Origin of the sequence: Staphylococcus hominis subsp. hominis (assembly GCF_002901845.1) — a bacterium.
Lineage (GTDB): Bacteria > Bacillota > Bacilli > Staphylococcales > Staphylococcaceae > Staphylococcus > Staphylococcus hominis.
Genome location: NZ_PPQE01000025.1, coordinates 265191 through 277994, shown reverse-complemented (window position 1 = coordinate 277994; position 12804 = coordinate 265191). Strand labels below are relative to the sequence as shown.

Annotated in this window: 11 protein-coding genes; 4 read left to right on the top strand and 7 right to left on the bottom strand. The window is 32.0% G+C overall.

Features of this window, described 5'->3' with window-relative positions; translation table 11 throughout:
- The first annotated feature begins 200 nt into the window (after positions 1 to 200).
- Positions 201 to 578: a DUF3899 domain-containing protein gene (locus CD034_RS02945; RefSeq protein ID WP_103288107.1), complete on the top strand. Its 378-nt coding sequence runs from the start codon at positions 201 to 203 to the stop codon at positions 576 to 578.
- A gap of 53 nt (positions 579 to 631) precedes the next feature.
- On the opposite strand, the gene fabF is transcribed toward CD034_RS02945, so the two are convergent.
- On the bottom strand, positions 632 to 1876 hold the full coding sequence (gene fabF, locus CD034_RS02940) for a beta-ketoacyl-ACP synthase II (protein ID WP_002488382.1): 1245 nt from the start codon (positions 1874 to 1876) through the stop codon (positions 632 to 634).
- A 13-nt stretch (positions 1877 to 1889) separates the two neighbouring features.
- A complete protein-coding gene (locus CD034_RS02935) occupies positions 1890 to 2831 on the bottom strand; it encodes a beta-ketoacyl-ACP synthase III (RefSeq protein ID WP_002455533.1) in 942 nt (313 codons plus the stop codon).
- A gap of 224 nt (positions 2832 to 3055) precedes the next feature.
- Between CD034_RS02935 and CD034_RS02930 the strand changes: the two genes are divergently transcribed.
- On the top strand, positions 3056 to 3256 hold the full coding sequence (locus CD034_RS02930) for a DUF2929 family protein (RefSeq protein ID WP_002448243.1): 201 nt from the start codon (positions 3056 to 3058) through the stop codon (positions 3254 to 3256).
- Positions 3257 to 3357: 101 nt separating this feature from the next.
- Here the strand turns inward: CD034_RS02930 and clpB are convergent, their stop codons facing one another.
- The 3 genes from clpB to CD034_RS02915 all read right to left on the bottom strand — a co-directional run bounded on the left by clpB (position 3358) and on the right by CD034_RS02915 (position 8867).
- Complete coding sequence (clpB, locus tag CD034_RS02925; RefSeq protein WP_002448161.1) at positions 3358 to 5967, bottom strand: ATP-dependent chaperone ClpB; 2610 nt, start codon at positions 5965 to 5967, stop codon at positions 3358 to 3360.
- Positions 5968 to 6259: 292 nt separating this feature from the next.
- Entirely contained in the window at positions 6260 to 8074 is a 1815-nt protein-coding gene (locus tag CD034_RS02920; RefSeq protein ID WP_103288106.1) for an acyltransferase family protein, read from the bottom strand.
- 484 nt (positions 8075 to 8558) lie between these two features.
- On the bottom strand, positions 8559 to 8867 hold the full coding sequence (locus CD034_RS02915; protein ID WP_002448080.1) for a metal-sulfur cluster assembly factor: 309 nt from the start codon (positions 8865 to 8867) through the stop codon (positions 8559 to 8561).
- Between the two features lie 119 nt (positions 8868 to 8986).
- On the opposite strand from CD034_RS02915, the gene CD034_RS02910 reads away from it, so the two are divergent.
- Together CD034_RS02910 and CD034_RS02905 are read left to right on the top strand one after the other, a co-directional pair.
- Positions 8987 to 9808, top strand: a complete 822-nt coding sequence (locus CD034_RS02910; protein WP_002455535.1) for a Cof-type HAD-IIB family hydrolase — start codon at positions 8987 to 8989, stop codon at positions 9806 to 9808.
- Positions 9809 to 9890: 82 nt separating this feature from the next.
- Positions 9891 to 11213 carry a CoA-disulfide reductase gene (locus CD034_RS02905; protein ID WP_002448071.1) on the top strand — a complete coding sequence of 441 codons (1323 nt, stop codon included), beginning with the start codon at positions 9891 to 9893 and terminating at the stop codon, positions 11211 to 11213.
- A 41-nt stretch (positions 11214 to 11254) separates the two neighbouring features.
- On the opposite strand, the gene CD034_RS02900 is transcribed toward CD034_RS02905, so the two are convergent.
- Together CD034_RS02900 and CD034_RS02895 are read right to left on the bottom strand one after the other, a co-directional pair.
- The gene (locus tag CD034_RS02900; RefSeq protein WP_002448252.1) at positions 11255 to 11656 is read right to left on the bottom strand and encodes a YisL family protein; all 402 of its coding nucleotides are present in this window, start codon (positions 11654 to 11656) and stop codon (positions 11255 to 11257) included.
- A 126-nt stretch (positions 11657 to 11782) separates the two neighbouring features.
- Positions 11783 to 12688, bottom strand: a complete 906-nt coding sequence (locus CD034_RS02895) for a fumarylacetoacetate hydrolase family protein (RefSeq protein ID WP_002448089.1) — start codon at positions 12686 to 12688, stop codon at positions 11783 to 11785.
- Positions 12689 to 12804: the final 116 nt, after the last annotated feature.

Sequence of the window (12804 nt, the reverse complement as noted above, 5' to 3'; positions counted from 1 at the left end):
TTAACATTCCCTTCAAAATTTTCAGAAATATTTATACACATTATATATACTTTTTACATAAAATTGCAATATAATTTTACATTTTCTTAATATAAGTGTAATTTTTATATATATTATTTAAAAGAATATATATTTTAGATTTTATTTATAGTAAGTTTACAGTAAATTAGACTATATAGATAAGAAGGTTGGAGGTATACATGAACAATATTAAAACTTGGTTTATATGGCTCTTTTTGCCACTCATATCTACTTTTTTACTTTGGATGTTCGTAACTCAACATTCCTTTATCTCATTTGTTGATATCTTATTTTATATATCACTTGTATTATTTATATTGCTATTTTTACTTCTCCTTGTACAAGAAGGTATATTTGATGCTACAAGTTTTGGTTTTAGACGCATGCGTTATCAACTCGCTTCTCGCTCTAAGAAAAAAACTTTAGAGAACGATGACTTTTTCAATCCAAAACAAGTAAAAAAAGAGCATTATACCATTTCAATATGGTTACTACCTGCTCTAATACTATGTGCATTTTACTTCATTTTGACTATTCTTATTTCAATTTTTCTATAAACATAAAAAAACCATGCATATTATTGCATGGTTTTCTACTCTTAACTTAATTTTTAATCTTTAAACTTTTTAAATACTAATACTGCGTTATGTCCACCGAAACCTAGACTATTACTCATTGCATATTCAATTTCTAAATCTTGTGCTTCATTAGGAACAATATCTAAGTCACATTCTGGATCTGGTGAATCTGCATGAATCGTCGGTGCAACTTTAGAGTCACGAATAGATAATGCAGAGAAAATTGCTTCAATTCCCCCAGTAGCACCTAATAAATGTCCTGTCATCGATTTAGTTGAACTAATTTTTAAGTTTTTAGCTGCATCTCCAAATGTATTTTTAATCGCTTTAATTTCATACAAGTCACCTACTGGCGTACTTGTACCATGTGCATTTAAGTATTGAATATCTTTAGCTTCAATACCTGCATCATCTAAAGCCGCTTGCATTGCACGAGAACCACCTTCGCCTTCAGGTGCTGGTGCAGTAATGTGATAAGCATCTCCAGTTGAACCATATCCTACAATTTCAGCGTAAATTTGTGCGCCACGTGTTTGTGCTGATTCTAATGATTCAATGACTAAGATACCAGCGCCTTCACCCATGATAAATCCATCACGTCCTTCTTGGAAAGGACGACAAGCTGTTTCTTTATCATCGTTTGTTGATAATGCACGACTTGCACTGAATCCTGCAAGTGCCATATGCGTAATAGGTGCTTCAGTACCCCCAGTAATCATAGCATCAGCAGCACCTCTTTGAATGATTTTAAATGCTTCACCGATAGAATTTGTACCTGTGGCGCAAGCAGTAACAGTTGAACCATTAGGTCCTTTTGCACCTAAATCAATTGAAACTTGGCCAGTAGCCATGTCAGGAATAAGCATTGGAACAAAGAAAGGACTAACTCTTCTTGGTCCCTTATTCTTCAGTATTGTATGTGCAACTTCAAATGTTTCCATTCCACCAATACCTGAACCAATCCATACACCGATACGATTAGCATTATCGTCATTGATAGTTAAATTAGCATCTTCTACAGCTTGTCTTGCCGCTACTACTGCATATTGTGTAAAACGATCCATGCGACGCGCATCTTTTTTCGAAATATGATCTTCAATATTAAAGTCTTTTAATTCACCTGCTAAGTGAACGTTATATTCTTCAGTATCAACGCGTGTAATTGTATCAATTCCATTGACACCTTTTAAGGCATTTTCCCAATTTGTTTGGGCATCGTTTCCAATAGGTGATAATGCACCCATGCCTGTAATTACCACTCTTTTGTTTTCAGTCATACATTAAATCCTCCTATTTACCCCATTTGATTACCATAGCGCCCCATGTTAGGCCGCCACCGAAACCTACGAGTACTAAAGTGTCATCATCTTTAATTCTTCCATTTTCTAACTCTTGTTGAATACTTAAAGGAATCGAAGCAGCTGACGTGTTTCCAAAACGGTTAACTGAAACACTCATTTTTTCTCTTTCAATACCCAATCTTTCACGTGCTGATTCCATAATTCTGATATTTGCTTGATGTGGTATAAACATATCAATATTATCAGATTCTAAACCAGCTTTTTCAACTACACGTGTAGACGCTTCGCCCATAATTCTTACAGCGAATTTAAAAACTTCGCGTCCATTCATTACTAGTTTACCAGTCTCTTTATTTAAATATAAGTATTTTCCACCTGACCCATCTGAGCCCATTTCATAGCTAATAATACCTCGTCCTTCTGAGACTTCACCAATTACTACTGCACCTGCACCGTCTCCAAATAATACAGCGGTTGAACGATCAGTTAAGTCAGTGATTTTGGATAATTTATCCGCACCCACTACTAGAATATTTTTATAGTCTCCAGATTGAACATATTGTTTTGCAGTAATCATTGAATACATGAAACCTGAGCATGCAGCAAGTTGATCCATAGTAGGCACTTTACCAGTACCTAATTTTTCTTGTAGTATATTAGCTACAGATGGAAATGGCATATCTCCAGTTGCTGTAGCTACAATAATCATATCTATATCATTCGGTTTAATACCAGCATCTTCAATTGCTTTCTTACTTGCTTCATATGCTAAGTCTGACGTATCTTGATCGTCACGAGACCAACGTCTTTCTTTAATACCAGTCATTTTTGAAATCCATTCATCAGACGTATCTAAAAAACCTTCAAAATAGGCGTTATCGACTACTCTCTCAGGCGCATAAGCACCAAAACCTTTTATACCTACGTTCATGAACGTACACCTTCTCACTTCATTTTTTAATACCAGGTATTAATTTAACATACTTTTTAAATCTAACTCAAGTAGTTAAACTTTATTAAACGATTTTGTTAAACAGTCACGAGTCAATAACTCATATAAAAATTGTACAAATTTTTATACATTCTCTACTAATACTATACAAATAATTCACTTTACTTTAAAATGATAATATATATAAATTGGAGGTCATATATATGAAATACCTCGTAACTTTTATTTGGGCGTTAATCTTAACACAAATGGTTAACTTTGTACTTAATAGTTTAAATGGTGGCGGTAGTTTAGATGTGATTAAACCAATTATTATTGCAATCATCATTACCATTGCTATTGCCATTTTAAGTGCTATGATTAAACCTAATGATTTCGCTCGTAAAGGGAATAGAGACGTCTAAATGGTATTGCATTACGTGTTTGGAGTAATATAATGCTCTTAACAAGTTTAATAATAAGAAAAGGCATTGGAAAGCTTTGCTTTCCAATGCCTTTTTATATACTATTCAGCTAAAGGTTTTTGTACATCAAATGTTAATTCTTGACTATCGTTAAGATCAACATTTACTTTTGTACCTTCTGGCATATTTTCTTTAATCATCATACGAGCGAGTGGTGTTTCAATTTGACGTTGTACAAAACGTTTAAGTGGTCTAGCACCAAATTGTGGTTCGTATGCTTCTTCACCTAACCATTTTTTAGCTTCGTCTGATACTTCAATTGAAATACGTTGATCCATTAATCGAATATTTAATTGAGTTAAAATTTTATCTACAATCATACTCATATCATTTATAGATAATGGTTTAAATAATACAATATCATCCATACGGTTTAAGATTTCTGGTTTAAAGAATGCATGTAAACTATCCATAACTGCTTTTTCAGTGCTTTCAGTAATTTCACCAGAATCTTTAACATTTTCTAATAATATTTGTGAACCGATATTACTTGTCATGATAATAATTGTATTTTTGAAATCTACGCTACGACCTTTAGAATCAGTTAAACGCCCTTCATCTAAAATTTGAAGTAACACGTTGAATACATCACTATGCGCTTTTTCAACTTCGTCGAGTAGAATAACTGAATATGGGTTACGTCTTACCGCTTCAGTTAATTGACCACCTTCATCATGGCCTACATAACCAGGAGGCGCACCAATTAATCTAGAAACAGAATGTTTTTCCATATATTCACTCATGTCAATACGAATCATATGTTTTTCAGAATCGAATAGTGATGAAGCGAGTGATTTAGCTAATTCTGTTTTACCTACACCAGTTGGACCTAAGAATAAGAAACTACCTATTGGACGATTAGGATCTTTTATACCTGCACGTGCTCTCACTACAGCATCTGACACAAGATCTACCGCTTTATCTTGCCCTACGACACGTTCATGTAAGATATCACTTAAGTTTAATAATTTTTCTCTTTCTGTTTCGACTAATTTAGAAACTGGAATACCTGTCCATTGGCTTACAATATCTCCAATTTCCTCATCAGAAACAACTTCGCGAATCATGCGTTCATTATCGCCTTGTTCATCATGGAAAGCTTCTTCGTATTCTTTTAATTCTTTTTCTAATTGTGGAATCGTACCATATTGTAATTCTGCCGCTTTTTCATAATTACTTTCTGTTTGCGCATCTTCTAAAGCTTGACGACTACGATCTAATTCAGCACGTTTTTCTTGAACTTTCGCGATTTTTTCTTTTTCTTGTTCTACACGAGATTGTAATGACGTTTGTTTTTCTTTTTCATTTGAAAGTTCTTCTTGTAATTCTTCTAATCGATGTTTACTTGCATTATCTGATTCATTTTTCAATGCACTTTCTTCAATTTCTAATTGCATAACACGGCGATTAACTTGGTCTAATTCAGTTGGATTTGATCCCATTTCTGTTCGGATAGTGGCACATGCTTGGTCGACTAAATCAATTGCTTTATCTGGTAAGAATCGATCAGTAATATAACGATCTGATAATTCTGCTGCTGCTACTAAAGCACGGTCTTGAATACGCACACCATGATAAACTTCATAGCGTTCTTTTAAACCACGTAAGATTGAAATTGTATCTTCTACGTCAGGTTCACTTACACCTACTTTTTGGAATCGACGTTCTAAGGCTGAATCTTTTTCAATATATTCTCGATATTCATTCAATGTTGTAGCACCAATACAATGCAATTCACCACGAGCTAACATTGGTTTTAACATATTACCAGCATCCATTGCACCATCTGTTTTACCAGCACCAACTAACATGTGAATTTCATCAATAAATAGGATAATACGTCCATCTGATTCTTTCACTTCTTTAAGTACTGCTTTAAGACGTTCTTCAAATTCACCTCTAAATTTTGCACCTGCAACTAATGCACTTAAATCTAATTCGAAAATAGTTTTATCTAGCAATGATTCTGGCACATCTTTACGCACAATACGTTGTGCTAATCCTTCTACAATTGCAGTTTTACCTACACCAGGCTCTCCAATTAATACTGGGTTATTTTTAGTTTTACGGCTTAAAATTCGAATGGTATTACGGATTTCTTCATCTCTACCAATAACTGGATCCATTTTGCCTTGGCGAACTTCTTCTACTAAATCTCTACCATATTTCTCTAAAGCTTCATAATTTACTTCTGGATTTTGTGAAGTCACATGATTTCCCCCTCTAACTTTAGTAATAATTTCTTTGACTACTTCTTCTTTATTTCCTACAAATTGTTGTGTTGTTTCATCAATATCCATAGCAGCACGTAAAATATGTTCCATTGAGATATAATCATCTTCATATTCTTTCATATATGACTCAGCTTTATTTAATAATTCGTTTGCTTTTGAGCCAATATATTGTCCATATTGCACATTATCTCCTTGTACTGATGGATAGTGTTTCAATTTTTCACTATACGCTTGATTTAATTGATCAGTGTCTATATTTGCACGTTCTAAAATACTTTTAAACAAGCTTTCGTCTTCTTCTAAAGTTCCTTTTAGTATTGCTTCAATTTCAATATTTTGTAATTCATTTTCTTTACTTAATTCAATTGCTTTTTGCAAAGCTTCTTGTACTTTATAAGTCATTTGATTGATATCCAAATTTATTCACCCCTACTTTTTGTATAAGAGTATGGTCAAATACTTCTTTGTTTGACTTTGACTTTCTTTGACCTTAATTACATTATAGACCTTCTTTGCTAATTAATCAACACTTTTACTCATCTTTTTAACAATTCAATAAATCCTATCATATCAAGCAATTTATTTACGTTTCACTCATTATTTATCATATCACCTTACTATTTAAACATTGTTACCTTAATTTTTTCATAAATATTAAAAAAGGATTAACTTTGTGAGCATCCTCAACTAGTTAATCCTTTTTAATTATTTATTTTTTAGTCATATTTTTTAGTATTTCGTCCGACAATGCTTGTACCCCACTATGTTCTAAGTGCACACCATCAGATGCAAAATATTCAGTATGACCGGCAGAACGTTTATACCAGTCTACTAAAACAACATTTTTATGTCGTTTAGCTGCGTCTGAAAGTTGTTTATTTACATTATCTTGCCAGCTTCTCGGTACCCTTGTATTAACTAAATATATTTTGGCTTTACCAAATTTACTAATAAGTTGGTCAAGCTCATCTTGAGTAAAATCTCCATTTGTACCAAGTTCTAATACAACTTGATTTGATGGTTTATTATAATTAGTATAATTATTTGCAACTATCAAAGCTTCTTGTAAATGGCGACCTACTTTACCATCTATAGTTGCTTTAGGAACTTGAGACTTAAATTCTTCACCAATATCTACCATAACTGAATCGCCAATAAGTAATGGGCTGATATTAGTGTAAAATTTATCTTTATTCTCACTCTTACTTGTTTGTCCATTTAACTTAATATTTTCACCGGGCATCATTTTAACTAAATATTTATCAGCAGTACTTGTATTAAAACTGTTTGCTTTATTTGCAATTTCATCTTTTCCAAATCGATCAAATGCACCCATAAATATTAATAGCAATGGAATCACAGCTATGATAGTAACTATTGTTCTTATAAATTTAGGTCTACGTAATCGGTCAAAAGAAAATGCGCTTAACCCTTCACGTCTAAATGGTGTTTCAATATAACGATAAGATAATTCCGCAAACACCACAGTTAATAGTATATCTAAGATATATACATATATTGGTAATTGACCATCAACAAAATGTATATGTAGAAAACTAATGACGGCGAAATGCCATAAGTATAAACTATATGAACGTTTTCCGATATACACTAACAAAGGATGTCCTAGAAATTTAGCAATCATTGTAGATGGGTGAACGACACTTGCAATAACAAATAATGTCACTAAAGATATCAAATAAAACCCACCATTGTATATCCAATCACTATCGTCGTTAACAGTAAAGAATAAAATAATTAAGATAAGTAGGCTACCTATACCAATTCCATCTATTGCACGACGTAATCGTTGTGGTGGATTAGCTTTTAATTTAAATGGTGGCCAAACAAACGCCAATATGACGCCTAATAATAATGTTTGTAAACGAGTATCTGTACCAAAATAAACACGCGAATATCCCACATTTGGTTGTGATATAATGACCATTTCTAATAAAGAGGCCAATGATACTATCCAAAATATAAGTGTCACATTACGATATTTTTTAATCGTAAGTAATAATATCACTAAAATGAATGGGAAAAATAAATAAAATTGTTCTTCGATAGCAAGAGACCATAAATGTTTAAGAGGCATGAATGAAAATTGTTCAAAATAGTTAACGTCTTTAGCGATATACCACCAATTTGAAACATAAAATAGCGCTGCAATAATATCATGTTTAACTCTAATAATTTGTTGAGGTTCAAATAATAAGGTTGCAATACCTACTGTTATTAATAAAGCTATCACCGCTGGCAGTAGACGTTTTATGCGTCTAATCCAAAATTGTTTAAGATTAATAATTCCTTTTTCTTCATACTCTCTCAAAAGTAAACTTGTAATTAAATATCCTGAAATAACGAAGAAAGTATCTACACCAATAAAACCTCCAGTTAGCCACTTTCTATTCAAATGATATATAACGATGCCTAATACGGCAATTGCTCTTAGACCATCTAAACCAGGCATATAGCGCATTTTTGTTTTATCATGCACGCCCTTTTCTAAATTTTGTTTCATTGTTCACATTCTTTCCCTATTAAATAATAAATTTTCAATAAATTCATTAGATATAAAAGCACTAAAATCAGAATAACAATAAAGTTAATTATAGAAGTTTATATGTATGATTGGTCATTCTATAGTCTATGAATTTAATACACTGTATAATATGATTCTGTGTTTTATACTAAGTTGACTGAAAACTTGATATACAATTAAATAAAATATAAATTCATTTTCATTGATTAATTCTTAATTGTTGAAAATTATACTTTTCCTAAGATATAAGTCTTATGTATTGTAGTATAACCTAGAAGTAAATTCAATTTATATTACAATTGTGTCATTTCTTTTTTACTCATTTAAAAATAAAATTGTCACATTCTTATATATTAAAAAAGAGAGTAGAAGAAAAATTCATCCCCTACTCTCTATTAAATATTGTATCTAGCGCTTCATAATAAATAGCTTCATACATTAATGCTATCGAGCTCGCTTAAATTTATCCAACGCCTAATGCGATTTTTGCATATCTAGACATCATATCTTTATTCCATGGCGGATTCCAAACAATATTAACTTCTGTATCTTGAATCTCTGGAATTTCGGCTAATACTGTCTTAATTTGATCGATGATTTGTGGTCCAAGTGGACAGCCCATAGATGTAAGTGTCATTTCTACAGTACATAATCCTTCATCATCAACGTTTACTTTATATACTAAACCTAAATTAACAATGTCTATACCTAATTCAGGGTCAATTACCATTTCCAAAGCGCCAAGGATACTATCTTTTAATGCTTCTTCCATTAGTATCACCTCTCCATAATTATCTTTACACTAATATATCAAATATCCGACAAAACGCCAATAAAATGCTATGATACAAATAAACTAATATTTATGAACCGTAATGCAAGGAGATATTTATGAAACCTTATTTAATTTGTTTAGATTTAGATGGAACATTATTAAATGATAATAAAGAAATTAGTGATTATACAAAAAAAGTTTTAACTTCTTTACAAAAACAAGGTCATTACTTAATGATTGCAACTGGACGTCCTTATCGTGCAAGCCAAATATATTATCATGAACTTAATATGAATACACCTATTGTTAATTTTAATGGTGCCTACGTTCATCATCCAAAAGCAGATGACTTTGAAACCAAACATGAGGTATTAGATGTAGATATCGCTAGAAGTATTATAGAGGCACTTCAAAAAGCTAATGTTACAAATATTATTGCTGAAGTTAGAGACAGTGTCTTTATCAATAATCATGATCCTCGATTATTTGAAGGTTTTTCAATGGGTAATCCTAAAATTCAAACAGGCAATTTATTAGAAAAACTTGATGAATCTCCAACTTCCATATTAGTGGAAGCTGAAGAAGTGAATATCACACGTATTAAACAAATGTTAACTCGTTTTTATGCTGAAAATATTGAACATCGTCGTTGGGGTGCACCCTTTCCTGTTATTGAAATCGTAAAACGAGGTATTAGTAAAGCTCGTGGCATTGACTATGTTAAATCATATTTAAATATAGATTCTTCTAATATTATTGCATTTGGAGATGAAGATAATGATTTAGAAATGATTAAATATGCTCAATACGGAATTGCTATGGACAATGGTTTAGATGATTTAAAACATATCGCTAATCATATTACTTATTCTAATAACGAAGATGGAATTGGGCGTTACCTAAATGAATTTTTCAAACTAGAAATACCTTATCAATAATAAAAATGAGAGTACTTAAAGTAAGATTCTAAAGATTATAATTGTATCTCACTTGTTTACTTCTTAGTTATGGAGGATATGTATGACTAAAATTATTATAGTTGGTGCTGTTGCTGGGGGCGCAACATGTGCAAGTCAAATTCGTCGCTTAGATAAAGAAAGTGACATTATCATTTTTGAAAAAGATCGAGATATGAGTTTTGCTAATTGTGGTTTACCTTACTATATTGGACATCTCGTTTCTGATCGTCATCAAATATTGCCTATTACACCAGACGTTTTTAAAGAGAAGAAAAATATTGTAGTTAAAACACATCATGAAGTAATTGGAGTCAACGATCAACAACATGTTGTACGTGTATTGAATCATCAAACAGGCGAAACATTCGATGAAACTTATGACAAATTAATTTTAAGTCCTGGTGCTAGTGCGAATACTCTTGGATTTACCAATGACTTTACTTTCACTCTAAGAAATGCAGAAGATATGGACCAAATTGATCAATATATTACTCGTCATAAAGCTAAACGAGCATTAGTTGTCGGTGCTGGTTACATTTCATTAGAAGTATTAGAAAATCTTTATCAACGTGGTCTTGATGTGACATGGATTCATCGTTCAGATAAAGTCAATAAATTAATGGACCAAGATATGAATGTAGCCATTTTTAGCGAAATTGATCAAAGAAACATTTCATATAGATTAAATGAAGAAATTGAATCAATTCAAGCGCATACTGTTTATTTTAAATCTGGTATACGTGAAGATTTTGATATTATTATTGAAGGAATAGGAACTCATCCTAATTCATCATTTTTACGTTCATCAAATATTCATATAGATAAAAAAGGGTTTATTCCTGTTGATGATTGCTTTAAAACAAATATACCTGATATTTATGCTCTAGGTGATGTCATCACCTCACATTATCGCCATGTAAATATGAATGCTCAAGTACCTTTAGCTTGGGGCGCTCATCGTGCAGCAAATATTATAGCAGAACAACTCTCAGGTAATAAAAATATTACATTTAAAGGTTTTCTTGGTTCAAATATTGTAAAATTTTTTGACTACACTTTTGCGAGCGTAGGAATAAAACCTGAAGAATTAAGTCTATTTAATTATGAGATGGTTGAGATTAAGTCTGGTGCACACGCAGAATATTACCCAGGTAATACACCTCTACACTTACGTGTCTATTTTAATAAAGACAATAGACGATTATTACGCGCCGCAGCAGTTGGAAAACAAGGCGCCGATAAACGCATTGATATTTTATCAATGGCTATGATGAATCAACTTACAGTAGATGAATTGGTTGAATTTGAAGTTGCCTATGCGCCTCCTTATAGTCATCCTAAAGATTTAATCAATATGATTGGTTACAAAGCACGCAATATATAAAAAAGAATCGTTTGAGTAGACACTCAAACGATTCTTTTTACTTAACTTAAACCGAACATTTTAGATAATGGGCCCCATGGTAAGATAATTCCAAGAGCCATAGTAATAATAATTAAAATAATTGTTGCCCAAAATAAGCCATGACTAGGTGCATGTTTTTTTCTTTTAGCTAATGATACTTCCATTAAAGCAACAACACCTAAGCCACATAACATTTTTAAAGTAAGAAGCATGTGGTTGCCACCCTCACCATGACTCGCTGCCATAAACTCTTCAATTAATTCCCAGAATCCTGAGAATAATGTAAGGAGCATAAAGACTCTAAGCCCCATATGTAATGATTTAAAAGTTGGTGTTGGTCCTTGTGATTTTGAAATGTGTAAAAATGCAATAATGTATAACACAATGGTTAAAACCCAACTTACAATATGCATATGTAACAAAACTTGATTCCCTCCAATATTTATAATCATTTTCTTTCAATTATCATAACACATTTTCACTTTTTAAGTATTAAAATTAAAAAAGAAGAGAAGCCTTAGCTTCTCTCGCTTTAAACATAACTAGCATTATTGTTTGGCAATATAAGTTGTCAAAGTACCAATGTTATCAATAGTGACTTTAACTTCATCACCTGGTTGTAAGAATTTTGGTGGTTGTAATCCAGCTCCTACACCCGCTGGGGTACCGGTTGCAATGATATCGCCTGGATGTAAAGCAACATATTTAGAAATTTCTTGAATTAAGTCATCAATTTTATTAATCATTTGACTAGTATTTCCATCTTGGCGAATTTCATTATTTACTTTAGTGACAATATTAACATTTTCTGGAGTAGGTAATTCATCTTTAGTAACAATATATGGTCCCATTGGGCAACCACCTGTTAAACTTTTAGATAAGAATGCTTGATCTTGTGCATTTTGAGCAGTGCGGTCTGTAATATCGTTAATAATGGTATAGCCATAAACATAATCTAGTGCTAAGCCTTTAGGAATCTTTTCGCCATGTTTACCGATAACAATACCTAATTCACCTTCGTAATCTAACTGATCTGTAATATCTTTATGATTTGGAATTGTTGCGTTATCACCAGTTAAAGAAGAAGCTGCTTTAGTGAACACATATAAACGTTGCACTTCATGATTTAACTCAGAAGCATGATCTTTATAGTTACGGCCAAAAGCAATAACATTGTTCGGTGGTGTTACAGGAGGTAAAAATTCAATATCATTAAATGAGAATTTATACTGATCTGCTTTTCCACTATTTTCAACAGCTACTACTGCTTTACGTACTTGTTCTTGGAAATCGAGTGTTTGATTTTGTTGTAAACCTTCAAGTAACGTTTGTGGATGGAAGTCTCCTTCACCAAATTCAGCAAAAATTTGTTTTAAATCCCATACAGCGTCTTCACGCTTTACTTTAACGCCATATGATTCAGCGTTATTGTATTTGAATGATAAAAATTTCATTCATTATCAACTCCTCATCTATATCTTATTTCATATTATAACTTTAATTATTAATAAATAACAAATATATATGTCTGAAATTTTAGAAATTTGGCGCATCTTTTCTAAAATAAAAT